This window comes from Candidatus Rhodoblastus alkanivorans (genome assembly GCF_022760755.1).
GTDB classification, from domain to species: domain Bacteria; phylum Pseudomonadota; class Alphaproteobacteria; order Rhizobiales; family Beijerinckiaceae; genus Rhodoblastus; species Rhodoblastus alkanivorans.
On the sequence record NZ_JAIVFP010000001.1, the window covers coordinates 4,042,402 to 4,066,129 of the forward strand.

At 65.9% G+C, this 23,728-nt stretch carries 19 protein-coding genes; 4 read left to right on the forward strand and 15 right to left on the reverse strand.

Going from position 1 to position 23,728, the window contains the following annotated elements; genetic code table 11:
• Positions 1 to 23 precede the first annotated feature (23 nt).
• The 11 genes from pnp to rimP form a co-directional block, all read right to left on the reverse strand.
• Positions 24 to 2,192 carry a polyribonucleotide nucleotidyltransferase gene (gene pnp / locus K2U94_RS18830; protein WP_243068682.1) on the reverse strand — a complete coding sequence of 723 codons (2,169 nt, stop codon included), beginning with the start codon at positions 2,190 to 2,192 and terminating at the stop codon, positions 24 to 26.
• A 203-nt stretch (positions 2,193 to 2,395) separates the two neighbouring features.
• Positions 2,396 to 2,665 carry a 30S ribosomal protein S15 gene (gene rpsO / locus K2U94_RS18835; RefSeq protein WP_243068683.1) on the reverse strand — a complete coding sequence of 90 codons (270 nt, stop codon included), beginning with the start codon at positions 2,663 to 2,665 and terminating at the stop codon, positions 2,396 to 2,398.
• 155 nt (positions 2,666 to 2,820) lie between these two features.
• Complete coding sequence (locus tag K2U94_RS18840; RefSeq protein ID WP_243068684.1) at positions 2,821 to 3,378, reverse strand: rhodanese-like domain-containing protein; 558 nt, start codon at positions 3,376 to 3,378, stop codon at positions 2,821 to 2,823.
• A 1-nt stretch (position 3,379) separates the two neighbouring features.
• Positions 3,380 to 4,195, reverse strand: a complete 816-nt coding sequence (locus K2U94_RS18845) for a quinoprotein dehydrogenase-associated SoxYZ-like carrier (RefSeq protein ID WP_243068685.1) — start codon at positions 4,193 to 4,195, stop codon at positions 3,380 to 3,382.
• Positions 4,196 to 4,203: 8 nt separating this feature from the next.
• The gene (locus tag K2U94_RS18850) at positions 4,204 to 5,142 is read right to left on the reverse strand and encodes a quinoprotein relay system zinc metallohydrolase 2 (protein WP_243068686.1); all 939 of its coding nucleotides are present in this window, start codon (positions 5,140 to 5,142) and stop codon (positions 4,204 to 4,206) included.
• A gap of 59 nt (positions 5,143 to 5,201) precedes the next feature.
• Positions 5,202 to 6,107 (reverse strand): tRNA pseudouridine(55) synthase TruB, encoded by a 906-nt coding sequence (gene truB, locus K2U94_RS18855; protein WP_243068687.1) that lies wholly within the window; start codon positions 6,105 to 6,107, stop codon positions 5,202 to 5,204.
• On the reverse strand, positions 6,104 to 6,535 hold the full coding sequence (rbfA, locus tag K2U94_RS18860) for a 30S ribosome-binding factor RbfA (RefSeq protein ID WP_243068688.1): 432 nt from the start codon (positions 6,533 to 6,535) through the stop codon (positions 6,104 to 6,106). Before rbfA ends, truB begins: the two co-directional genes overlap by 4 nt.
• A gap of 156 nt (positions 6,536 to 6,691) precedes the next feature.
• Positions 6,692 to 9,409, reverse strand: a complete 2,718-nt coding sequence (gene infB, locus K2U94_RS18865; RefSeq protein ID WP_243068918.1) for a translation initiation factor IF-2 — start codon at positions 9,407 to 9,409, stop codon at positions 6,692 to 6,694.
• Complete coding sequence (locus K2U94_RS18870; RefSeq protein WP_243068689.1) at positions 9,402 to 10,205, reverse strand: RNA-binding protein; 804 nt, start codon at positions 10,203 to 10,205, stop codon at positions 9,402 to 9,404. The genes infB and K2U94_RS18870 overlap by 8 nt, the downstream gene beginning before the upstream one ends.
• A 30-nt stretch (positions 10,206 to 10,235) precedes the next feature.
• The gene (gene nusA, locus K2U94_RS18875) at positions 10,236 to 11,861 is read right to left on the reverse strand and encodes a transcription termination factor NusA (protein WP_243068690.1); all 1,626 of its coding nucleotides are present in this window, start codon (positions 11,859 to 11,861) and stop codon (positions 10,236 to 10,238) included.
• A gap of 5 nt (positions 11,862 to 11,866) precedes the next feature.
• Positions 11,867 to 12,649 carry a ribosome maturation factor RimP gene (gene rimP / locus K2U94_RS18880; RefSeq protein ID WP_243068691.1) on the reverse strand — a complete coding sequence of 261 codons (783 nt, stop codon included), beginning with the start codon at positions 12,647 to 12,649 and terminating at the stop codon, positions 11,867 to 11,869.
• A gap of 347 nt (positions 12,650 to 12,996) precedes the next feature.
• Between rimP and K2U94_RS18885 the strand changes: the two genes are divergently transcribed.
• Both K2U94_RS18885 and K2U94_RS18890 read left to right on the forward strand, forming a co-directional pair.
• Positions 12,997 to 13,548 (forward strand): L,D-transpeptidase, encoded by a 552-nt coding sequence (locus K2U94_RS18885; protein ID WP_243068692.1) that lies wholly within the window; start codon positions 12,997 to 12,999, stop codon positions 13,546 to 13,548.
• A gap of 241 nt (positions 13,549 to 13,789) precedes the next feature.
• Positions 13,790 to 15,040: a cell wall hydrolase gene (locus K2U94_RS18890; protein WP_243068693.1), complete on the forward strand. Its 1,251-nt coding sequence runs from the start codon at positions 13,790 to 13,792 to the stop codon at positions 15,038 to 15,040.
• Between the two features lie 47 nt (positions 15,041 to 15,087).
• On the opposite strand, the gene K2U94_RS18895 is transcribed toward K2U94_RS18890, so the two are convergent.
• From K2U94_RS18895 to K2U94_RS18905, 3 genes are all read right to left on the reverse strand, one after another.
• Complete coding sequence (locus tag K2U94_RS18895; protein WP_243068694.1) at positions 15,088 to 15,495, reverse strand: hypothetical protein; 408 nt, start codon at positions 15,493 to 15,495, stop codon at positions 15,088 to 15,090.
• Between the two features lie 333 nt (positions 15,496 to 15,828).
• The gene (locus K2U94_RS18900) at positions 15,829 to 16,782 is read right to left on the reverse strand and encodes a L,D-transpeptidase (RefSeq protein WP_243068695.1); all 954 of its coding nucleotides are present in this window, start codon (positions 16,780 to 16,782) and stop codon (positions 15,829 to 15,831) included.
• A gap of 154 nt (positions 16,783 to 16,936) precedes the next feature.
• Complete coding sequence (locus K2U94_RS18905) at positions 16,937 to 17,821, reverse strand: lytic transglycosylase domain-containing protein (protein WP_243068696.1); 885 nt, start codon at positions 17,819 to 17,821, stop codon at positions 16,937 to 16,939.
• A 154-nt stretch (positions 17,822 to 17,975) separates the two neighbouring features.
• Here K2U94_RS18905 and K2U94_RS18910 point away from each other — a divergent pair, with 154 nt between their 5' ends.
• Together K2U94_RS18910 and K2U94_RS18915 are read left to right on the forward strand one after the other, a co-directional pair.
• The gene (locus K2U94_RS18910) at positions 17,976 to 21,161 is read left to right on the forward strand and encodes an efflux RND transporter permease subunit (RefSeq protein WP_243068697.1); all 3,186 of its coding nucleotides are present in this window, start codon (positions 17,976 to 17,978) and stop codon (positions 21,159 to 21,161) included.
• Positions 21,158 to 22,453, forward strand: coding sequence for an efflux RND transporter periplasmic adaptor subunit (locus tag K2U94_RS18915; protein ID WP_243068698.1), 1,296 nt, complete (start codon positions 21,158 to 21,160; stop codon positions 22,451 to 22,453). The genes K2U94_RS18910 and K2U94_RS18915 overlap by 4 nt, the downstream gene beginning before the upstream one ends.
• 10 nt (positions 22,454 to 22,463) lie before the next feature.
• Here K2U94_RS18915 and K2U94_RS18920 read toward each other — a convergent pair whose 3' ends face one another.
• The gene (locus K2U94_RS18920) at positions 22,464 to 23,714 is read right to left on the reverse strand and encodes an acyltransferase family protein (protein WP_243068699.1); all 1,251 of its coding nucleotides are present in this window, start codon (positions 23,712 to 23,714) and stop codon (positions 22,464 to 22,466) included.
• Positions 23,715 to 23,728 lie beyond the last annotated feature (14 nt).

Below are 23,728 nucleotides of genomic sequence, written 5' to 3' on the forward strand. Positions count from 1 at the left end.
TCGGATATCCGCTTTGCGAGGCCTCAGGCCTGCTGCTCCTCGGCCTCCGCCTTTTCCGCCTTGGCGGCTTCGGCCTTGGCCTTGGCTTCGAGGTCTTCGCCGGTCTCCTGGTCCACCACGCGCATCGACAGGCGGACCTTGCCGCGATCGTCGAAACCGAGCAGCTTCACCTTGACCTTGTCGCCTTCCTTGACCACGTCGGTGGTCTTGGCGACGCGCTGGCTGGAGAGCTGCGAAATGTGCACCAGGCCGTCGCGGGCGCCGAAGAAATTGACGAAGGCGCCGAAATCGGTGGTCTTGACCACCGTGCCTTCGTAGATCTGGCCGATTTCCGGGTCCGAGGCGATCGACTTGATCCAGGCGATGGCGGCCTTGATCGAATTGCCGTCGCTGGAGGCGATCTTCACCGTGCCGTCGTCCTCGATATTGATCTTGGCGCCGGTCTTTTCGACGATCTCGCGGATCACCTTGCCACCGGAGCCGATCACTTCGCGGATCTTGTCGGTCGGGATCTTCATGGTCTCGATGCGCGGCGCGAATTCGCCGAGCTCGGCGCGGGCGCTGGTGAGCGCCTTGGCCATTTCATGCAGGATGTGCAGACGGCCGTCCTTGGCCTGGCCGAGGGCGACCTTCATGATCTCCTCGGTGATGCCGGCGATCTTGATGTCCATCTGCAAAGAGGTGACGCCGTGTTCGGTGCCGGCGACCTTGAAATCCATGTCGCCGAGATGGTCCTCGTCGCCAAGAATGTCGGACAGGACCGCGAAACGCTCGCCTTCGAGGATCAGGCCCATGGCGATGCCGGCGGTCGGGCGCTTCAACGGCACGCCGGCGTCCATCAGTGCGAGCGACGAGCCGCAGACCGTCGCCATCGAGGACGAGCCGTTGGACTCGGTGATCTCGGAGACGACGCGGATCGTATAGGGGAATTCGGCCGCGGTCGGCAGCATCGGATGAATGGCGCGCCAGGCGAGCTTGCCATGGCCGATCTCGCGGCGGCCCGGCGAACCCATGCGGCCGGTCTCGCCCACCGAATAGGGCGGGAAGTTATAATGCAGCAGGAAGTTTTCCTTGTAGGTCCCTTCCAGCGAATCGATAAACTGCTCGTCCTCGCCGGTGCCGAGCGTCGCCACGACCAGAGCCTGGGTTTCGCCGCGGGTGAAAATGGCCGAGCCGTGGGTGCGCGGCAGCACGCCGACCTGGGCGACGATCGGGCGCACGGTTTTCAAGTCGCGGCCGTCGATGCGGACGCCGTCGTCGAGAATGTTCCAGCGCACGACCTTGGCCTGAAGTTCGTGGAACACGTCGGCGACGAGCTGCTTGTCGAACCTGGCTTCGCCGCCCTCGGGCAGCAATGCGGCGTTGACCTTGGCCTTCACCGCGTCCACCGCCGCATAGCGTTCCTGCTTGGCGGTGATCTTGTAGGCGGCGCGCAGCTCGGTCTCGGCGATCTCGGCGACCGCCTTCTCGACCTCGGACTTGTCGGGCAAGCTGAGGTCGCGCGGCTCCTTGGCGGCGCGCTCGGCCAGACGGATGATGGCGTCGATCACCGGCTGGAACCCGGCGTGGCCGGCCATGACCGCCGCGAGCATGGTCTCTTCCGACAGTTCCTTGGCTTCCGATTCCACCATCAGCACGGCGTCGGCGGTGCCGGCGACAACGAGATCGAGGTCCGACGTCTTGGCCTCGTCGATCGTCGGATTCACCTTGATCTCGCCATTGATATAGCCGACCCGGGCGCCGCCGATCGGGCCCATGAAGGGCACGCCGGAAAGCGTCAGCGCGGCGGAAGTGGCGACCATGGCGAGAATGTCCGGGTCGTTCTCCATGTCATGGCTGAGCACGGTGATGATGACCTGGGTGTCATTGGTATAGCCGTCCGGGAACAGCGGGCGGATCGGACGGTCGATCAGGCGCGAGATCAGGGTCTCGCGCTCCGAAGGCCGGCCCTCGCGCTTGAAAAAGCCGCCCGGAATGCGGCCGGCGGCGAAGGCCTTTTCCTGGTAATTCACGGTGAGGGGGAAGAAGTCCTGACCGGGCTTGGGCGCCTTGGCGGACACGACGGTGGCGAGCACCGTCGTCTCGCCATAGGAAGCGAAGACCGCGCCGTCGGCCTGGCGCGCGATGCGGCCGGTCTCGAGTACGAGCTTGCGCCCGCACCAGTCGATTTCCTCGCGATGAATCTCGAACATGTTGTCTCGTCTTTCATGAATGGGACAAGCGCTCCACCATGGGCAAGACGGCGAGACGCCGCGTCAAAAACGGCGTCTGACGATCCTGCCATGGCCCGAACGCTTCGTCCGGTTGGCGGACGGCCCCTGCCGCCCGTCTTCTGCGCGCGCGTCCTTGCGCGCCCCTGGAAAAGCGTGGCCGGCCATGCCGGCCACGCGAAAGATCAGCGGCGGATGCCGAGGCGCTCGATCAGCGTCCTGTAGCGCGCTTCGTCGTTCTTCTTGACGTAATCGAGAAGCTGGCGGCGCAATGACACCAGCTTGAGCAGGCCGCGACGCGAGTGATTGTCCTTCGCATGCGTCTTGAAATGCCCGGTCAGATTGGAGATGCGCTCGGTCAGAATGGCGACCTGCACTTCCGGCGAGCCGGTGTCATTCGCTTTGGTGGCGTATTCCTTGATGAGCGCGGCTTTGCGCTCGGCAGTGATCGACATCGGATGTCCTTTTCTGAATAGTGCAACGAAAAACGGGCCGCTCCGGGATGTCGTCCAGCGCGGTCGCGACTTTTCGTTCGCGCCGGAAGATCCCGGCGCAAGCCGCTTTCTATACACATTTTCGTCGCCAGGGCCAGCCCGGAGTTCGGGCCGCGTCAGCGGCGGCTCACCTCCCACGCCTTGTCGGGCTTGACCGGCGCCGCGGCAAATCTGTCTTCCCAAGCCTCGACGCCGCCGGGAAACCAATAGACCTTTTCATAGCCGAGCATGACCAGCCTTTTGCCGGCGTTCCAGCTCCCCCAGCAGTGCGGGTGGCAGAAGGCGACCACCGCGCGGCTCCTGTCGCCGCCGGTCAATTCGGCGACGCGCGCGGCGAAACGCTGCTGATAGGCCGGGCTCCCATCGCCAAAGCCGCCTCCGGCGAACCAGACCGCGCCGGGGATCGACATATGGATCGGCAGCCAGGGCTGATCGGGCGAGAGGCCCGGGGGTTTGGCGGGCGCTTCCGCGACGTCGATCAGCACGGCGCCCGTTTTCTTGAGTTCGGCGACCGCGGCCGCGTCGACGACCTTTGCGCCGGCGAGAGCCGCCGGGGTTTCGCCATGCATCGGCCCGGTCCACAGGCCCGGCGGCTCGCTCGTCCCGGCGACGGCGGCGCCGGTCAGGCCGAGAACGAGGACGGCGACCGGCGCGAAGGAAGATTTGGCCCGCATGTCAGTTGGTCATGCGCAGAATGTCGAAATCCTTGCGCCAGTGGCTGTTCCTGCTGTCATAGGCCTCGACCGTCAGGCGCCCGGAGGCTTGAGGGATCAGGCCGAAGGACAAAACCGGATTGCTGGCGAGCGAAATGCCTGAGTCCATATCGAAAACCTTGGCGTCGCCGTCGCGCACCGAGACCTTGTCGAGATAGCGCGCCGGCGTATAGAGCCGCGTGACCTGATTCATCTGCATGCCGTTGAAATTGGGATGCCGGATCATCAGCTTGGCTTCGACCGGCGCGCCGGGCTGGACCGGGCCCGCGAACTTCAGCCGCATCTCGCCGATGCCCTTGAGCGCCGCGACCACGCCCTCGCCCATGGGCGCCGAGCAGCCGCCGGAGGCTTTCACGAATTTCTCGTCGGCGACGAGCGAGCCGTCCGGCAATTCGGCCACCGCATGAACATTGGTGTAGCTGTTGACGCGGACGCGGAATTTCATTTGATGGGGATCGGCGGCCGGCCCGAACACGAGATGCGCGGCGACCGGCATCGGATTGTCGTCGATGATAAGCCAGAGCGCCTTGACCTTGTCGGCCGGTTTCAAAGTCACAGTCATCGGCACGAGGGCCGCGTCCTCGGCCCGTTCAGGGGCTTCGAGCGTCACCACGCCGTTGGACGGCCCGGCCGTCCTGCCGTGAAAGACGGTCTTTTCAAGATCCTGCCAGCGGCTCTGCCGGGCGGCCGGGCTGTCGGGATCGTCCGCAAAGGCCGGCGCGGCGGCGAGGCCGAGCGCGCACAGGCCGAGAAATGCTGTCGCAAGGCGCGTTTTCATCTTTCCTCCTATTGCCACTCGAGTTCAGAAAAGGCCTCGGCGACATTTCTCTTATTGTAATCGTCGAACAGCTTCCAATGGTCGCGTTCGGATTGCGCGACATGGCTCATGGCGCGCTCGATCGAGCCCCCGCCGTCGATTTCCGCCCTCACGCCGTCGCGCACCGCCGTGAGATAGCGCAGAAGTGCGGCGGAAGCGGGACCGAATTCGACGCTCACAGGCCCGTGCCCCGGAACGGCGCCGCCGTAATTCTGCTTCCGCATGGCTTCGAGCTGGGCGATCCAGCCGGTGAGGCTGCCGTCAAGCGAGGGCATGCGGCCGACGAACAGCAGGTCGGCGGGCAGGAACAGACCACTCGAAATGTCGAGCATCGACAGGTCGGAAGTGGTGTGGGCCGGCTCATGCGCCGTGAAGACGATCCGCCGCCCGCCGAGATCGATCTCCTCCCGCCCCTTGATCGTCCTCGTCGGCGCGACCACCGGCCCGGCATTGCTTTCGCCCAAGATGTCGACGAGGCGTTTGCGGTAGAACGCGCCGCGCATCCCCAGGGCTTCGGGGAGATTGTGGTGGCCGATGAAGACCGGCTTGTCCTCGACGAAAGCGCCCGCGCCGAAAACATGATCGGGATGGACATGGCTCAGCACGACATATTGGATCGGCTTGTCGGTCTTGTCGCGGATCATTTTGCGCAGCAGCCGGCCGTCGGCGAGACTGCCGCCGCTTTCGGTCACCAGTACCGATTTTTCGCCGATGATGAAGCCGATATTGGCGATGCCGTCGAGATTGGCGGCGTCCACTTCGGCGTCGATGCCGCGGCGCATGAAGACGGAAGGTCCAACCTCCTCCAGGGCGAAGGCGTTTTCGCGGGCGAGCGCGGGCAGGCAGCACAGGCAAAGGCCCGCGCCAAAGGCGCGGCGCGTCATGTCAAATGCTTTCGCGCGCGACATTGCTCTCCTCCAGCAAGGAGGATGGGGCGCGCCCCGGCGATTGACGACTTATTTTTGCCTCAGAATGGCAGGTTGAACACCCGATTCGGCAAAAACTCGCCGCGCTCGACCACGCCTGACGCGATCACCACCCCGGAGCAGACGGCATAGGCCGCGCCCTCGGCCGGGGCTTCGCGGCCGCGCAGGATCACCGACTGGCCGCGCCGGGCGCGCGCCGCCCCATTGCGGTCGAGCAGAACGCACGGCAGTTCCGAGAGGCCGGCCTCGACGCCGAGCATATCTTGATGAGCGGATTCCGGCGCATCGAGCAACTCGCCGAGCGGAACGGAATCCTCCTCGAAGAAAGGGCCGACCCGCGTGCGGCGCAAGGCGACGACATGGCCGTGGCAACCGAGCGCGCGGCCGAGGTCGCGGGCGATGGCGCGCACATAAGTGCCTTTGCCGCATTCCGCCTCCAGCACCGCCTCGTCGCGCTCCGTCGCGACGAGGCGCAGGGCGTGAATGGTCACCGGACGCGGGGCAAGTTCGACCACTTCGCCGTCGCGGGCAAGGTCATAGGCGCGCTCGCCATTGATTTTTATGGCCGAAAAAGCCGGCGGCTGCTGCATGATCTCGCCGGTGAAGCCCGGCAGCAGGGCGGCGATCGCCGACGCCTCGGGCCGCGCGTCGCTGGTCGCGACCGCCCGCCCCTCGGCGTCATCGGTGTCGGTCTCGACGCCCCAGCGCACGGTGAAGCGATAGGCTTTCTCGCCGTCCTGGACGAAGGGCACGGTCTTGGTCGCCTCGCCAAAGGCGACCGGCAGCACGCCCGAGGCGAGCGGGTCGAGCGTGCCGGCGTGACCGGCCTTTTTGGCGTTGAACAGGCGTTTCAGCTTGGAAACCGCCTGGGTCGACGTGAGCCCGACGGGCTTGTCGAGCACGACCCAGCCGTTGACCTCGACGCGGGTGGAGCGCGGCGCGTTCAATTCCCGTCCCCGTTGTCCTGATCGTCGTCCTGCGCCGGCGCCGTCAAATCCTGCGCCACCTTGGGCGAATGGAGCAGAGCGTCGATCTTTTCCGCATTGGCGAAGGATTCATCCACCTTGAAGCGGATTTCCGGCGCATATTTCAGATTGACGTGATGGGCGATCTCGCCGCGCAAAAACTTCTTGTGGCGGTCGAGAATGGCGACAATCTGCTCCTGCGCCGCGCCGCCGAGCGGCATGACATAAATGGTGGCGAGCTTGAGATCGGGACTCATCCTCACGGAAGGAATGGTGACGACCAACCCGGCGAGATCGGGATCGTTGATTTCGCCGCGCGACAGCAATTGCGCCATGGCGTGGCGGATCAGTTCGGCGACGCGCAACATGCGCTGGCTGGGCTCGCCGCCCTTTTGATGAAGTCTGGACATGGTTGCCTTTCGACACGCCGGCCCCCATACCGGCGGCAGAGCAGCAATTCCGGCGACGCTAGCGCCGCCCGGCCGGAAGGGCCGGGCGAGGAGCGAACGCGTCGCTGAGCTGATGCGAGGGGCGCTCGACGCGGTCTGCCGCGTCGGGCTAAAAAATCAAAGACTCCGCTTGATTTCCTCGACGCGGTAGCACTCGATGACGTCGCCCTGCCGCATGTCCTGATAGTTCTCGAAGGCCATCCCGCATTCCATGCCGGCGACGACTTCCTTGACCTCGTCCTTGAAGCGCTTCAGCGTGGAGAGCTTGCCCTCGTGGACGACGACATTGTCGCGGATGAGGCGGACGTGCTGGCCGCGCTCCACCATGCCATCCGTGACCAGACAGCCGGCGACCTTGCCGATCTTGGAAATGGCGAACACCTCGCGGATTTCCGCATTGCCCAGCATGGTCTCGCGCAAAGTCGGCGGGAGCAGGCCGGACATGGCCGATTTCACATCGTCCACGAGATTGTAGATGATATTGTAATAGCGGATTTCAATGCCGAGTTTCTCCGCCGCCTCGCGCGCCTCCTTGTGCGCGCGGACGTTGAAGCCGATGACCGCCGCCTTGGAGGCCTCGGCCAAAGAGATGTCGGATTCGGTGATGCCGCCGACGCCCGCATGAATGACCCGGGCGGCGACTTCGTCATTGCCGAGCTTTTCCAGCGCCGCGATGATGGCTTCGACCGAGCCCTGGACGTCGCCCTTGACCACCAGCGGGAATTCCTTGCGCCCGGCGGTCTTGAGCTGGCTCATCATGTCGGCGAGCGACGAGCGCGCCGAACCGCCGCGCACGGCCGCCTGTTCGCGCTTCTGGCGCTCGCGATATTCGGTGATTTCGCGGGCGCGGGCTTCGGACTCGACCACCGCGACACGGTCGCCCGCCTCCGGCGCGCCGTTGAAGCCGAGCACTTCCGCCGGGAAGGACGGACCGGCGTGGACGCAATTGTGGCCCTTGTCGTCGATGAGCGCGCGCACGCGGCCCCATTGCGCGCCCGCCACCACGATATTGCCGACCGCCAAAGAGCCGCGCTGGACGAGCACGGTCGCGACCGGGCCGCGGCCGCGGTCGAGCCGCGCCTCGATGACCGTACCCTCGGCCGAGCGGTCGGGATTGGCCCGGAGGTCGAGCACTTCGGCCTGAAGGGTGATGGCTTCGAGCAGCTTGTCGAGATTGAGCCGCTGCTTGGCGGAAACTTCCACTTCGAGCGTCTCGCCGCCGAGGCTTTCGACCTGAACCTCATATTGCAGCAATTCGGTGCGCACGCGCTCGGGCTTGGCGTCCGGCTTGTCGATCTTGTTGATGGCGACGATGAGTGGGACGCCGGCCGCCTTGGCGTGGCTGATCGCCTCGATCGTCTGCGGCATGACGCCGTCATCGGCCGCCACCACCAGCACGACGATGTCGGTGACCTTGGCGCCACGCGCGCGCATCGCGGTGAAGGCCGCGTGGCCGGGCGTGTCGATGAAGGTGATCTTGCCGCCGAGCGGCGACTGCACCTGATAGGCGCCGATATGCTGCGTGATGCCGCCGGCCTCGCCCGAAACCACATTGGCTTGGCGAATGGCGTCGAGCAGCGACGTCTTGCCGTGGTCGACATGGCCCATGATGGTGACGACCGGCGGCCGCGAAACCAACTGCTCGTCGGCATCCGCCGTGTCGAACAGGCCTTCCTCGACGTCGGATTCGGCGACGCGCTTGACGGAATGGCCCAGTTCGACCGCGATCAGTTCCGCAGTGTCGGCGTCGATCACATCGGTGATCTTGTGCATCTGCCCCTGGCGCATCAGGAGCTTGATGACGTCAACCCCGCGCTCCGACATGCGGTTGGCGAGTTCCTGAATGGTGATCGTCTCGGGCAGCACCACCTCGCGCGACAGCCGCTCCTTCTGCTCGACGACGCCCTTCATGCGCTGGGTGCGGCGCCGGAAGGCGGCGACCGAGCGGGTGCGCTCGTCACCCTCGCTCTGGAGCGCATTGGTGACGGTCAGGCGGCCGCGCTGCTTCATTTCGCCGGTGCGCGTCGGCTTGACGGCGGGAACGGCGAGCTTGGGCGCGAGAATCGGACGGCGCGGCGCAAGGCCGCCGGGCGAGGCGGCGGCGGGCGCGGGACGCGCCTCGGACGAGGCCGGCGCCGGAGCGGAAGCCGAGGACGCAGCGGGCGGCGGCGCGGCGGGCCGCGGCGCGTTGAAGATGATCTGCTGCGGCTTGCCGCGCGAACCGGCGGCGGGCGCGAGCGACAGGCCATGCTCGGGCTCAGGCTCGGACGCGGGCGCCGATGTCGGTGAAAGGCGGCGGCGCGCCTCATCCTCGGCCTTGCGTTTGGCTTCCGCCTCGCGCGCCAGCCGGGTTTCCTCTTCCTTCTTGCGGCTGTCGGCGGCTTCGCGCTCGGCGCGTTCGCGGGCCTCGCGCTCGGCGCGGGCGCGGGCGTCCGCCTCCTGGCGACGGCGGTCCTCCTCTTCGCGCAGACGCGCCTCGTTGAGCGCGCGGGCGCGGGCGTCGCGCTCGTCTTCGGTCAGGGTGCGCAGGACGACGCCGGTCTGCGGCCGAGGAGCCGTGGGCTTGGCCGGCGGACGGGGGGGCGGAGCGGACTGGGACGGCGCGGCGGGGGGAGGCGAAGCAGGCCTGGGCGCGCCTGAAGCCGGCGCCGCGGGCGCGGGAGCCTTGGACGTTTCATGGGCGCGGCGCTTCACCTTCTCGACCACGACCGCCTTCGAGCGGCCATGCGAAAAGCTCTGGCGCACCACGCCCTGCTCCACCGGGCGCTTCAGCGACAAAGTCTTGCTCGGCGGCACGGTCAAGGTTTTGTCGCCAGAATTGTTCGAGTCATTCATGTCGTTCATGCGTCCCAGGAATCTCGCCCGTTGAAATGTGCCGCCCGTTGGCGTCGCGACCGTTCGCGCCAGAGGAATTGAAGTCCTGCTCCAAAGCCTCGTTCATTGTCAAATTTTCGCCCCCTTCGGAGGCGTCTTTTTCGCCGTCGCCGCGATATAGCGCAAGTCGCCGTGCGGAAGCGAGAAAAACCTTCGCGGCCGGGCCGAGGCCAAGCGCGACGTGGACCACATTGCTCCGCCCCAGCGCGGAATCCATCTCGTCCGTGGTCAGAATTTCGAATTCCGGCGGCGCTTGACGTTCCGAGGCCGCCTGCGCGCCGAAGCGGCGGCGCAGGGCCTGCCGCAATTTGCGCTTGCCGTCCGCCGCCGCGTCGCGGGCGTGGACCAGAGCGGCGATTTTTCCTGCGCCGATCGCCGCCTCGACCTTGGCGAAGCCGGTCACGACCAGCCCCGCCTTGTTGGCAAGCGCCAGACCCTGGGCGGCGTCGCGCCGCAGCAGATCCTCGATCAGCTCCGGCAGGTCCGGCGACGCCACCGCCTTGTCGCGCAAACCGCGCGAAAACATTTGCTTCTTGACCGCTTCAGCGACAAGAGCCTTCGACAGGCCGACCCAGACGCCGCGCCCCGGCAATTTGCGCTTGAGGTCCGGAACGACAGCATGATCCGGGCCGAGAACGAAACGGATCAGGTCGTCAGGCGCGTGGGTTTCGCGGGTGACGACACAGCTGCGCTCCGGCCCCGCCCCCGCATGGGGGGCGACCGTTTCCAGCCGATCCTGTTCCGTCTTCAGCGCCAAATTCCGCCTGCCTCTCGTTCGGCCCGCGCATCACGCGGCCTCGCCGCCTTCTTCCGCGTCGCCAGCCTCATCTTCGCCAGTTTCGTCCTCGGTGTGGGCGACGAGATCGGCCTCGTCAACCCAGCCCATTTTGACGCGGGCGCGCATGACAATGGCCTCGGCCTCGTCACGGGCCACGTCCAGACCTTCCAAAAAGCCCGGCGTGCGCACGGTTTCGCCATTCGTCTTCTCGGTCCAGCCGACCAGATCGTCGGTGGCGCAGCCAGCGAGATCCTCGATCGTCTTCACCTCGTTCTCGCCGAGCTTCACCATCATGGCCGTGGTGACGCCTTCGATCTCGCGCAATTCGTCCGCCACGCCCAGCTCCTTGCGCCGTTCGTCCTGCTCCGCCTCGATCCGCGCCAGATAGTCGCGGGCCCGGTTCTGGATTTCCTCCGCCGTGTCGGCGTCGAAACCCTCGATCGCGGCGACTTCGGAAGGCTCGACATAGGCCAGCTCCTCGACGGAGCGGAAGCCTTCCGAGGCCAGCAGCTGGCCGACGACCTCGTCGACGTCGAGCGCATGCATGAAGGTCTGGGTGCGCTCGACGAATTCCTTCTGCCGGCGCTCGGATTCCTCCGCCTCGGTCAGGATGTCGATGTCCCAGCCGGTGAGCTGAGAGGCGAGACGCACGTTCTGGCCACGCCGGCCGATGGCCAGCGACAGCTGGTCGTCGGGCACGACGACCTCGATGCGCGACGAATCCTCGTCGAGCACCACCTTGACCACTTCCGCCGGCTGCAGTGCGTTGACGATGAAGGTCGCGGCGTCCACCGACCACGGAATGATGTCGATCTTCTCGCCCTGAAGCTCGTTGACCACGGCCTGGACGCGCGAGCCGCGCATGCCGACGCAGGCGCCGACGGGATCGATCGAGGAATCGCGCGAGGTCACCGCGATTTTCGCACGCGACCCCGGATCGCGCGCGACCGATTTGACCTCGATCACGCCGTCATAGATTTCCGGCACTTCCTGCTGGAACAATTTCGCCATGAATTGCGGATGGGTGCGGGAGAGAAAGATCTGCGGCCCGCGCTGTTCGCGGCGCACGTCATAGACATAGGCGCGCACGCGGTCGCCGGGGCGGAACAATTCGCGTGGGATCATTTCGTCGCGACGGATGATCGCCTCGGCGCGGCCGAGATCGACGATCACATTGCCATATTCGACGCGCTTGACCTGGCCGTTGATGATCTCGCCGATGCGGTCCTTGTATTCCTCATACTGGCGGTCGCGCTCGGCCTCGCGCACCTTCTGCACGATGACCTGCTTGGCCGATTGCGCGGCGATGCGGCCGAAGTCGATCGGCGGCAGCGGCTCGGCGATCCAGTCGCCGACTTCGGCCGCCGGGTTGCGCTTACGCGCGTCGGCGAGCGAAATCTGGGTCGCTTCGCTCTCGACCTGATCGACCACCAGCATGAGGCGCGAATAGCGCACTTCGCCGGTGCGCGGATTGATCTCGGCGCGAACCTCGGTCTCCTGGCCATAGCGGGAGCGCGCGGCCTTCTGCATCGCGTCCTCCATCGAGGCGAGCACGATCGAGCGATCGATCGACTTGTCGCGCGCGACGGCGTCCGCGATCTGCAAAAGCTCCAGCCGGTTGGCGCTGACGGCCATGGGTTTTACTCCTGATGTGTTATTTGCTTGCGGGGCGTCTTCTTGGCGCCGCCGCCTTTTTTGAATTGCGCCCGCACGCCAGCCGGCAGAACGGGTTTCGATTTTGGAGCCGCCTTGCCCGGAGCGTAACGCCGGGCGGGCGCGGCCTCTTGCGGGGCAGACTCTTCGTCCGGCTCGCCCTCGCCGCGGGCAAGCGCCTTTGCCGCGCGCAAGGATTCCCGAATCAACGCCTCGGTGAGCACCAGCTTGGCCTCGCCGAGGTCCCGCATCGCGAGCTTCGGCGCCTTGTCCTCGTCCGGACCGGCGTCGGTCCGCTCGACTGTCACGACACAATCGCGGCCCTCGCCCTCGACGGCGCGGATCAAGCCGCGAAAACGCTTCCGCCCGCTGTCATGCGCATGGGCCAGTTCAATTTTAGCCTCCTTGCCGAGCGCGCGCAAAAAATCCGAGGCGCGAACCAGAGGGCGATCGATGCCCGGCGAGGAAATTTCCAGCCGATAGGCCTGCCGAATCGGATCCTCGACATCGATGACCGGCGACAGAGCGTCGTGGATCTCCTCGCATTCGTCGATGGTGAGCGAGCCGTCCGGCCGCTCCGCCATGATCTGGACCGTCGCGCCCTGCCCGGTCATGATCTTCACCCGCACCAGGCGAAAGCCCAAAGAATTCAACACCCGTTCGGCGATGGCCGCGATGCGCGCGGCGACGCCGCTCTCCGCGACGAAACGCGGCTCATCGAGCGGCGCTTCGAGTTCTCGCGGCAAGGCGGCGGCTGAATCCTGCGTCACGTTCAAATGGTCCGTCCGAATCGCTCCGGCAAGCCGGGTAAAACAAAAAAGAGCGGGTCCCGCCTGGGCCCCACTCCCGCTTGGCCCCAAGGCCATGACGAAGATGCTGACTGCGCGTTCTATAAAGCAAACGGGGCGCGGACGCAAGGCCGCGTCCCGTCCTCGATGGCGCGACAGGGAATGGCGCGGGAGGAATGGCGCGATCGTGGCGCTGCAAAGGACGCAGCCTACTTTAGCGTGACAAGAACGGCAAAAACTTGGAACCTGCGCTCAAGTTCGGAATTGTTCCTTGGAGCTTGGCCTTGGAATTTGGCCTGGTGTTTTCGTTGGTTGTTTTCGGAGGCGACATGCGCGACAGAATCCTTGCCGGCGCTTTGGCTTGCGCCTTTGTCGCGGCGCCCTTCGCCTGCGTGGCGAAAGTGCGCATCCTCGTCGATCTCTCCTCGCAAACGATGCAGGTCGACTCCGCCAGCGGGTCGTACACCTGGCCGATTTCTTCCGCGCGCGACGGCTATGTCACGCCGCAGGGACATTTCTCGGTCCAGCGCATGGAGGCCGTGCATTATTCGAAAGAATATTACAATTCGCCCATGCCCCATTCGATCTTCTTCGACGGCGGCTTCGCCATTCACGGCACTTATGAGACCCGCAGTCTCGGCCGGCCCGTCTCGCATGGCTGTGTGCGCATTTCGCCGGCCCATGCCGCGACTTTGTTCAGACTGGTGGAGGACGAGGGCGCAACCATTGACATTGTCGGCGATCCCCCGTCCGAGTCGGACTGGACGCTGCCGGCCTCCGATGACGAGGAGCGGCCGGTACGCCGCCGCGCCGCCGCTGCGCCGCGCGGCCATTATGAGGAGCCGGAGACGCGGATTTTCGGATTCTTTCCCTTCCCCTGACCGTTCCGCCGCTCGATCGGTCGTCCGCATTTTCATCGCTCGCCGCTGAAAAAGCCCGATCGCCGTCCGTCGGCGGCGAGATCGAAGCGCGCCGTCCCATATCGAGACGCGCGCCCGACTTCCCCTGGTAACCGCCCATCAAGCCTAACAAGCGATAAATAACGGGCCGGTCGCGCGCTTTCGCGTCGCGACCGGCGACAATGCGGCGCCGCCGCTTCCGTTGGTTGGCATGGGAACGCGTATGCGTATAGCGCGGCGTCAGACGCCCACATCCTGGTTGCGGCCGCTCTGGCCGAGGCTGTTCTGGGCGATGCGGATCGCAACGCCCTGGGCGCTCGGCGTCGCCCTGCTGGCGTCCTTCACCGCCGACGCCGGCCAGGAAGTTCCCCAGGGCGCCTCCATGGCGCCGATCTCCGCGCTCAACGCCGCCGTCGTTCCCGCACCATTCGCGCCCGACCCCCTTACGCTCGACGCCGATTTCGGCCCCCATTTCGGGCGCGGCCTGCTGCAGGAGGCCCGCCTCGAACTCGGGCCGCCCGAAATGCTCGCCACCATCCCGGACGAGATCGAGCCGCGCACGGATCTCAAGAAGGGGGCCAGAATCTTTCCCGAAGTCGACCGGAGCCACAAGGGCGACCCTCTCATCGGCCTGCGCCCGTCCATCTCCAGCCGATTGCGCCAGAAAGGCGCGCTCGACCGCCTGCGAGCGGACATTCTCACCTTCGGCCAGGACGAGAGTGGGCTCGCATCGAGCTTTTCGCCGCGCGACGGCGACCCCCCCGGCCCCGATTCGGTCGCCCATTTCGAGGCCTGGGACGCGGACGACGCCCCCGTCACCCAATCGGGCGTCTCGGACGCCTCGCCGACCTCCGGCCCGGGCGACATGACCATGCGCCCGGCGGCGCTGGCCGAGCGGATCGCCCAGGGCGCGACCCCTCCCGTCCCGCGCGCCGACGCGCTCGGCTCCAACACGCCCTTCGCCGCCGACCAAACGCCGGTCCAAGCCGACCTGTCGGTGATCGCGCGCGGCGAACAGGCGGCCGGGTCCAGCAGCCGGCGGGACTATCTCGCCATGATTCCGTCCGAGCGTCTTGCTTCGGAAAAGCACTGTCTCGCCCAGGCGGTCTATTTCGAGGCGCGCGGCGAATCCGAAGAGGGACAGGCCGCCGTCGCCCAGGTCGTCCTCAACCGGATGACCTCAGGCCTCTATCCCTCGACCATTTGCGGCGTCGTATTCCAGAACCGCAGCCATTATCGCGCCTGCCAGTTCTCCTTCGCCTGCGACGGCCATGCTCTGCGCATCCGCGAGCCCGACGCCTGGACGGAAGCGACGCAGGTCGCGGAAAACGTTCTGGCCGGCAAGACCTGGAACGCCGACATCGGCGACGCCACCCACTACCACGCCAATTATGTGCGACCGCGCTGGGCGCGGTCGCTCAAGAAGATGGATGTGATCGGCAAGCACATCTTTTACCGCCTCGGGCCGGGCTGAGCGCACGGACGCGCCCAGCCCGAATATGAGACTCCGGCCGCCGCAACTTACTCCGCCGGCTGCATTTCGATCATGCGGCCAGCCTCCGCCGGCGCTTCCGCTTCATCGCGCGCCTTGGCGGCGCGCGGCTGATCCATCAAGCTGACCAGCACGCCCGTGCCGAGCCGGGTCAGCGCGATGCGGACGCCATTGTCAAAGGCGACGCCATCCCGATAAAGCCCCTCTTCGAGACGGATGAACTTGACCGCTTCCGCGTCCTTCACGCCGAAGGTCTTCTGCGTCTCCACCGAGAGATTTTCGAGCGAGAGCCGGCTGCCGCAGGCGAGGCATACCGCCGTTCCGGGGTCGTCCGGCGCTGTCAGCCCGATCGATCCGCTCGGAAACCGGGAGGTGATATAGACCTCGTTTTCCCGTGCGGCGCGCGAAGCATACATTTCGAGCGAGTAGTCACACATGGCTTTGCTCCATCATGCTGAGCATCGCCTCGTCGCAAAGACGGTTCGGCCAGAATGGACGAATCACGTCACGGATTATTCTGTCGGGTCGCCAGGACGAGGCGCAACAGGCGACGGCCTTTCCGGTTACCCAAGCAAAGACCTGTCGCTGCAAAAAGGTTCCATAGGCTTGCGCCTAATTTTTGAGCGAACGTAAAACAATTTTGAGCGAATCTGGAAATTTCGCTCAGAAAATGGAATTTCGCGCAAAAAAGGGGGCGCGCCGACCCCCGGCGCGCCCCCTTTTTTCTGCCGCGAGAGTCCCCGCCGCGGCGCCGCGATCGCCCGAAAGCCTCACCTCACGACGACGCGGGTTCCCTTGCCGACGCGGCCGTAAAGGTCGATGACGTCGGCGTTCTCCATGCGGATGCAGCCGGAGGACACCGCATGGCCGATCGACTTCGGCGCGTTGGTGCCGTGGATGCGGAACAAGGTGTCCTTGTTGTCCTGAAACAGATAGAGCGCGCGGGCGCCGAGCGGATTGCTCAGGCTGCCGTCCAGATGTTCGGGCAGCTCGGGATCGCGCGCCAGCATTTCCTTCGGCGGGGTCCAGCCCGGCCAATAGGCCTTGCGGCCGACAATCGCCTGTCCCTTCCAGGAGAAGCCCGACTTGCCGACGGCGACGCCATATTCCATCGCCCTGCCGTCGCCGAGCGAATAATAGAGCTTTCGGCGGGCCGTGCTGATGGTGATGGTGCCGGCCGGCTCGCCGGTCGGGTCGGCCACTTCCCTGCGCGTCGCATATTTATAGTTCACGTCGGGATCGAGATCGACCGGCGTGGAATAATTGGGATCGGCGTCGGGCGGCAGAACAGCGGCGGAGGCCGCGCTCCGGCCGCCGTCATAGCCGCCGTCGAACCCGGAATGGGAGGCGAGATCGACCACCGCGTCGCCGCCGGGTCCGGTCTGGCGCTCTCCCAGGACTTCCTCCGGCCGGGGCGCGCGGCCGACGCGCGGACGCGCCGCCTGCTGCTCGGCCGGCTGCGCCTGGCTGTCCCACCAGAACAGCGGCTGTTGCTGCTGCGGCTGGGCCGCCTGCTGTTGAACCGCCGGATGCTGCCTCGTGTGGCGCTGCCCGTGACGCCGGGCCGGCTGCGGCTGCGGCTGCGGCTGGGGCTCCGGCTGCCCGAAGGGGAACCAGAATTGCGCATCGGCCTGCGGCGCCGCGAGAAGAAGGCCGCCGAGCAAAGCGGAATGAAAAAAGAATCGGCGCGGCCTCGATGTGCAGGACCTCGATTTGACGAACATGGCGGTCCGTTCCTTTGGCGTGCGGCGCGCCAAAGGGGGGCTTCGTTTGGCGGCGGCGAAGGGGCAGAACCTTATTTGCGGATCGCCGCCGCCTTTGTAAAGCCTGTTCCGGCCTAGCCAATTCGACTTCGGCGCGTTTCGTCGGGGCACTGTATCATGTTTTCAACACTGCGCAGGCGCCGCCCGCGCGTTCGATCGCCGCGCAGAGGCGCTCCGCCTGCGCCCGGGTCTGGGCGGGGGAGCGCACCCGCCAGAAGCGCGCAAAGCCCCGTCCCGGCGCCCTTCTGCCGATCACCATCGGCTCGCCATTGCCCAGAAGCGCCGCGAAGCGTCGCTGCGCCCGGGCGTAAGCCGCGAGCGCCGCCCTTTTGTTGAACGAGCCGGAGAGCTGGACGCCCCAGGGCGCGGTGAGGGTCGAGCCGGCGAATTGCTGTGGCTCCTGGATGCGAATCAGCTCCGCAGTGGCGAGGCAGGTCGCCGGCCTGGCGAAACCCGCCTCCAATTTTACGGAGGAAGGCCCGTCGCGCCAATCCTCGGCGGGATGGCGGGTGACCAGTTCGACATAATTCTGCGTCTCGAACGGCAGGCCGCCGGAGCCCGCGAGCCAGTTGGCGACGCGCTGCGGGCCACCGTTATAGGCGGCCGCCGCGAGGCCGAGATTGCCGAAACGGGCGCGCAGATCGGCCAGGAGCTCCGCCGCCTTGGGGATCGCCTGTTCGGGATCGAAGGGGTCGGAAAGACCGCGCTCGGCGGCGGTGCCGGGCATGAACTGGGCGATGCCCTGCGCGCCCGCCGGACTGACGACATGGGCGCGGAAACTGCTTTCCCGCCAGATCAGGCGGGTCAGGAAGGACGGCGGCAGATGATGGGCCGCCGCGGCCCGCTCGATCATCCGGCAAACCTCGCCGCGCAGATCGCCAGAGGACGCTGGATGCGACGCCGCGGCAGAAGCGGGCGGCGGCGCGCTCTGAACGGCGGCGAGGCGCGCCGGCGTGGCGAAGGCGAGCGCGAGCGCGGCGAGGGCCGCTCGTTTTCGCATGCGCGAACGCAAGGCAGGAATTGCGGGCCAAACCGCAGTCAGTCGCGCGCAAACCCGCCAGCTTTGATAAGTTTTAACGCGCGCAGACACGGCGGCCGGCGGCGCGGGCGAGGCCGGGCTGTCGCGGCGATTCCGAAAAGAGAATGGGCGTTTCATGGGTCTGGTGCGTTTCGCCTTGCGATTTCCGCATACATTTTACGTCCTCGCGGCGCTGATTCTGTTCCTCGGCGGCATCGCCATCAAGACCATGCCCGCCGACATCTTTCCCGAAATCCGTATCCCTGTCGTGACGGTGATCTGGCAATACACCGGCCTGAGCACGCCGGAAATGGAACAGCGCATCAGCACCTACAGCCAGTACGCCATCAGCTCCAATGTCAACGGCATCAAGAACATGGAGGCGCAGACCCTCAACGGCCTGTCCGTCCAGAAAATCTACTTCCAGCCCGACGTCAATCTCGACCTCGCCATCGCCCAGATCATCGCGGGAACCAGCGCCATCCGCTCCCTGATGCCGGCGGGCGTCCAGCCGCCGATCGTGGTCCAGTTCAACGCCTCCAGCGTGCCGGTGCTTCAGCTCAGTCTCAGCTCGAACTCAATGAGCGAGCAACAACTTTACGATTACGGCATCTATCGCGTGCGCCAGGGTCTCGCCCCGGTGCCCGGCGTCACCCTGCCCACGCCATCGGGGGGCAAATATCGCCAGATCATGGTCGATATCGACCCCGAAAAACTTGCTGCCCGAGGCCTCACGCCGCTGGACGTGGTCAATGCGGTCAACGCCCAGAACCTGACCCTGCCCTCGGGAGCGGCCAAGCTCGGCGACACTCAATATGTGGTGCGCACCAACGCCATGCCCTCGACCATCGCCGGGCTGAACGACATACCGATCAAGAGCGTCAATGGCGCGATGGTTTTCGTGCGCGACGTCGGCCAGGTTCACGACGGCTGGCTGGCGCAGCAGAATATCGTGCGCGAGGACGGCAAGCGCTCGGTCCTGCTTTCGATCATCAAGAACGGCAACGCCTCGACGCTCGCCGTGGTCAATGGCGTGCGCCAGGCGCTGAAAACCCTGCGCGCCGCCGCCCCGCCCGGGCTGAAGATCGGCGAATTGCTCGACCAGTCGGTGTTCGTGCGCGAGGCCGTCAACGGCGTCGTGCGCGAGGGCCTGATCGCCGGCGCGCTCACCGCCGTGATGATCCTGCTGTTCCTGCGGTCCTGGCGCTCGACGCTGGTCGTGATGGTGTCGATCCCGTTGTCGATCCTCTCGTCGCTGATCGTCCTTTCCGCGCTCGGCCATACGCTCAACACCATGACGCTCGGCGGGCTGGCGCTGGCGGTGGGCATATTGGTGGACGATTCGACCGTCACCATCGAGAACACTCACCGCCTGCTCACCGAGGAGAAAAAGCCGCTCGGCTACGCCACGCTCCATGGCGCGGCGGGCATAGCCGTGCCGACTTTGGTCTCGACCATCGCCATCTGCTGCGTCTTCACCTCGGTCGTCTTTCTCGACGGCCCGGCGAAATATCTGTTCACGCCGCTCGGCCTTGCCGTCGTCTTCGCCATGCTCGCGTCCTACGCTCTGTCGCGCACGCTCACGCCGGTCATGATCGGTCTGCTGCTGCGCCACGAAAAGCATGAGGAAGGCGCGCCAGAAGGCTTCTTCGGCCGCATCAGCCACGGTTTCGAGACCCGATTCGAAAGCATGCGCGCAAATTATGTCGAGCTGCTGCAATCGCTGCTCGCGCATCGTTTCGTCATTCCCGTCGCCTTCGTCGCCATCCTCGCGCTCGCGGGCGTCATGTTCACTCTGGTCGGGCGCGATTTCTTTCCGGCGATCGACAGCGGCCAGATCCAGCTCCATGTCCGCGCCCCGGCGGCGACGCGCATCGAGGCGACCGAGGTCCTGTTCCAGCAGGTCGAGGACAAGATCCGCCAGATCATCCCGGCGCACGAGCGCGAGCGCATCGTGGACAATATCGGCCTGCCCGCGCGCTCCTACAATCTCGCCTTTTCCGACGGCTCGACCATCGGCGCGAACGACGGAATCATCATCGTCGCGCTGAAGAACGGCCATGCGCCGACTCAGGATTACGTCGACAAGCTGCGTCTCGTCCTGCATCGCGATTTCCCGCAGGCCATTTTCTATTTCCAGCCCGCCGACATGGTGACGCAAATTCTCAATTTCGGCCTGCCGGCGCAGATCGACATCCGCACGGTCGGCTATGACCGCGCCAACAATCTCGCCGTCGCCAAGGAAATCCGCGACCGGCTCAACGCCACGCCCGGCTTCGCCGACGTCCATATCCAGCAGGAGACCGACGCCCCGGCGCTCATCGCCTCGATCGACCGCTCCCGCGCCCAGCTTCTCGGCGTCAATGCGAGCACGATCGCCAATAATCTCAATGTCGCGCTCAGCTCGTCGGAACAGGTGTCGCCGAATTTCTGGACCGATCCGAAATCCGGCATTCCCTATTTCTTCGCCGTGCAGACGCCGGAGCGCAAGATCGCCTCGCTCGACGATCTGAAGAACATTCCCGTTACGACCACGATCAACGCCCGGACCGACGCGCCGGCGCCCGGCCTGCTCTCCAATGTCGCGACTTTTTCGCGCGGAACCATCGCGACCAACGCCAATCAGAGCAATATCCAGCCGGTCTACGAGGTCTACGCCAGCCTGCAGGGCGTCGATCTTGGAACCGCCTCGCGCCAGCTCGACAAGCTCGTCGCCGAGCTTACGCCCAAGTTCAAGCCGGGCAATCACATAGAAGTCGTCGGCCAGATCCGGTCGATGCGCGATTCCTTCCGGAATTTAGGGATCGGGCTGTTGTTCGCCGCCGTGCTGGTCTATTTCCTGATGGTGGTCAATTATCAGAATTTCGGCGATCCCTTTGTCGTGATTCTCGCTTTGCCCGCGACCTTCGCCGGAATTCTGACCATGCTGTTCGTGACCGGCTCGACCCTCAGCGTGCCGTCGCTGATGGGCGCGATCATGGCGGTCGGCGTCGCCTCCGCGAATTCGATCCTGCTCGTCACTTTCGCGCGCGAGCGCCAGCTCGACGGCGCCACCTCCTTCGAGGCCGCGATCGAGGCCGGCCATACCCGCATCCGCCCGGTGCTGATGACCGCCGCCGCCATGATCGTCGGCATGGTTCCGATGGCGATCGGCGGCCCCGGCGAAGAGCAGAACGCGGTTCTCGCGCGCGCCGTGATCGGCGGCCTGCTGTTCGCGACGCCGACGACGCTGCTGATCGTCCCCTATCTCTTCGCGGTCCTGCGCCGCGGCAATGACGGCAAGCCCGCGCATGGCGTCTTCCCGGAGGCTGAGCTGACATGAACGAAGCCTGGACAAATCCGCCGGAAGGCAGCGATCCCTCGCATCGCGCCGCCGGGAAACAGAACGATCTCGGCTGCAGCTGGCGGCCGCCGGACGCCGGGGCCTGCGAACGCAAGGAGGCGGAAAGACGCTCCGGGCAACGGCGGCGCTTCGGCCTTCTGGTTGGCCTCGCGCTCGCCGTCGGCCTCGGCTGGGGCTTCTGGCAGAACCGCTCCGCGCGGCTCGCCGCCGAGGAGGCCAAGGCGCAGTTCCGCGACGTGATCCCGCTGGTGCGCGTCGCCGACGTCAAGCCCGGCGCGTCCGTGCTCTCGGTAAATCTGCCGGGAACGACGCTCGCCTTCGCCAACGCCGACATTTACGCGCGCGCCAATGGCTATGTCGCCAAACGCAATGTCGATATCGGCGACCACGTCAAGGCGGGCGACGTGCTCGCCGTGCTGGCGGCGCCGGAACTCGACCATCAGATCGCGCAGGCCGAGGCGGCGATCGCCCAGGCCAAGGCCACGATCCGGCGGAACGACGCCAACGCCAAGCTGGCGGCGCTGACCAATGCGCGCAGCGCCAAGCTGGTGAAACAGGGCTGGACCACCGCGCAGCAGGGCGACATCGACCGCCTGACAGCGGAGGCGCAAAAAGCCGCGCTCGGCGCGTCCGAAGCCAATGGCGCCGCCCTGACTGACGCCCTTCGCGTGCTCAAGCAGGAGCGCGACTATCTCACCGTGGTCGCGCCCTTCGACGGCGTCATCACCCAGCGTGGAGTCGACGTCGGGTCGCTGATCCAGAACGGCGCGACCCTCCTGTTCAATCTGCAGAAGACCGACGTGATCCGGGTCCAGGTCAATGTGCCGCAGGATCAGGCCTTCGGCCTCGGCCCTGGCGACGATGTCGCCGTGCGCGTCCCCGAACTGCCGGACCATGTCTTCCCCGGCAAGGTCACGCGTGTCGCCGGCGCGCTGCAGCAGGGAACCCGCACCCTGCTGACCGAAGCCGACGTTCCCAATCCCGACGGCCTGCTCAAGGCCGGGGCCTATTGCGAGGTCGAGCTGAAAATTCCGCGCAAGACCAATGCGCTGCTGGTTCCGGCCGAAGCCCTGATCTTCAACCGCGAGGGGACCCGGGTCGCGGTGGTGGACGACGGCGTCGCCCGTCTGCGCAAAATCCGGGTCACGCGCGATTTCGGCACGGCGATCGAGGCCTCGACCGGCCTCACATCGGGCGACAAGGTGATCCTCAATCCCGCCGCCGGCTTGGCCGACGGCCAGAAGGTCGAGATCGCGGCGCGGGGGAAATGACGCCGCGCGTCTATTCCGCCGCCTGGACCCTGCGCGCGGCCACGGCCTGGCGCCGCGCCCTGATGTCGCTCTCTTCGTCCTCGGGCCGCGCTTCCCGGCGCGCCGCCATGGCGTTGAAATAGCGGTGGGCCGGCTTCTCGATGAAGCGAAAAGTGAGGCTCGACATGGCGAGGATGAGGCCGACATAGACGGCGACAACCGCGCCCATCATCAGCGGCCCCTGATGGTAGAGCCCCCCGATATAGGCCCCGCCATCGGCGCCTGCGACCGGGTGAAGCCCGATCCAGCCGTGCTTGCCGGCAAAGGACGCGAACCGTCCCAGAATGTGGATCAGCAGGAAGGTGTGGACCAGATAGATCGAATAGGACCATTCGCCGATGGCGTGCAACGGCGGGGTGAGAAGGAGACGCGAGAACGGCCCCTTCTGATGGGCATAGACCAGCGTCGTCGCGGTGAACAGGAGCGGGGTGAGCGCGAACAGCCAGAACCAGGGGCTGAAGGTCACGAAGGCGATGGCGACGACGGTCAGCGCGACCTCCGAAGCCGCGACGGCGCGGTCTGACAGGCGAGCGAAGGGATCGAGCCCGCCGGCGCGGATGCGCTGGGCCAGCACGCCGCAGAAAAAGCCGTAGATGCATCGCACGAAGCCGTAATCATAGCTCATCGCGGTGGAATAGCGCGTCGCCAACAGGGTCGCGACGCAGCCGAACACGGCCAGAGCGGCGATGATCCAGGTCTTGCGGCGCTGGACGCCTTCGCGCGATTCCGCGCCGCGCCACGGCAGGACCATGACCATGCAGAACAGCATATTGACATAGAATTCCACGCTGATGCTCCAGGCCGGAAAATTCCAGGTCAGCCGGTCATGCAGGCCGAGCGACTGGATCAGCAGCAGATTGGAGAACAGCGCCGGAATCGAATTTTCGGCCGTGAAGGGCTGAACCAGAACCGGTACGCCGTGACGCGCCGCGACCCATTTCGCCGCCTCGACCGCGACGAGCAGGCTCAGCATGAAAAAATGCAGCGGATACATGCGGCCGAAACGACGCAACGCGAAAGCCCAGCCGTCGCCCTGAACCGCGAGCTTGTCGAAAAAGGCGTGGGCGAGCACGAAGCCGGACAGGACAAAGAAGAAATCCACCAACGCATAAGCGTGGCCGATGAATTCCGGCGGCGTCACCTTCATCGATTCGTAAAGATGCACCAGGGCGACAGTCAGGGCCGACAGACCGCGCAGGCCGTCGAGAGCGCGAAACCGCATGGCGTTTTTCCTCC

Excerpts from the sequence above, each read along its gene's own strand:
- pnp (WP_243068682.1), bottom strand. The coding sequence starts at position 2,192 with ATGTTCGAGATTCATCGCGAGGAAATCGACTGGTGCGGGCGCAAGCTC.
- rpsO (WP_243068683.1), bottom strand. The coding sequence starts at position 2,665 with ATGTCGATCACTGCCGAGCGCAAAGCCGCGCTCATCAAGGAATACGCC.
- K2U94_RS18840 (WP_243068684.1), bottom strand. The coding sequence starts at position 3,378 with ATGCGGGCCAAATCTTCCTTCGCGCCGGTCGCCGTCCTCGTTCTCGGC.
- K2U94_RS18845 (WP_243068685.1), bottom strand. The coding sequence starts at position 4,195 with ATGAAAACGCGCCTTGCGACAGCATTTCTCGGCCTGTGCGCGCTCGGC.
- K2U94_RS18850 (WP_243068686.1), bottom strand. The coding sequence starts at position 5,142 with ATGTCGCGCGCGAAAGCATTTGACATGACGCGCCGCGCCTTTGGCGCG.
- rbfA (WP_243068688.1), bottom strand. The coding sequence starts at position 6,535 with ATGTCCAGACTTCATCAAAAGGGCGGCGAGCCCAGCCAGCGCATGTTG.
- infB (WP_243068918.1), bottom strand. The coding sequence starts at position 9,409 with ATGAATGACTCGAACAATTCTGGCGACAAAACCTTGACCGTGCCGCCG.
- nusA (WP_243068690.1), bottom strand. The coding sequence starts at position 11,861 with ATGGCCGTCAGCGCCAACCGGCTGGAGCTTTTGCAGATCGCGGACGCC.
- K2U94_RS18885 (WP_243068692.1), top strand. The coding sequence starts at position 12,997 with ATGCGCGACAGAATCCTTGCCGGCGCTTTGGCTTGCGCCTTTGTCGCG.
- K2U94_RS18890 (WP_243068693.1), top strand. The coding sequence starts at position 13,790 with ATGCGTATAGCGCGGCGTCAGACGCCCACATCCTGGTTGCGGCCGCTC.
- K2U94_RS18895 (WP_243068694.1), bottom strand. The coding sequence starts at position 15,495 with ATGTGTGACTACTCGCTCGAAATGTATGCTTCGCGCGCCGCACGGGAA.
- K2U94_RS18900 (WP_243068695.1), bottom strand. The coding sequence starts at position 16,782 with ATGTTCGTCAAATCGAGGTCCTGCACATCGAGGCCGCGCCGATTCTTT.
- K2U94_RS18905 (WP_243068696.1), bottom strand. The coding sequence starts at position 17,821 with ATGCGAAAACGAGCGGCCCTCGCCGCGCTCGCGCTCGCCTTCGCCACG.
- K2U94_RS18910 (WP_243068697.1), top strand. The coding sequence starts at position 17,976 with ATGGGTCTGGTGCGTTTCGCCTTGCGATTTCCGCATACATTTTACGTC.
- K2U94_RS18915 (WP_243068698.1), top strand. The coding sequence starts at position 21,158 with ATGAACGAAGCCTGGACAAATCCGCCGGAAGGCAGCGATCCCTCGCAT.
- K2U94_RS18920 (WP_243068699.1), bottom strand. The coding sequence starts at position 23,714 with ATGCGGTTTCGCGCTCTCGACGGCCTGCGCGGTCTGTCGGCCCTGACT.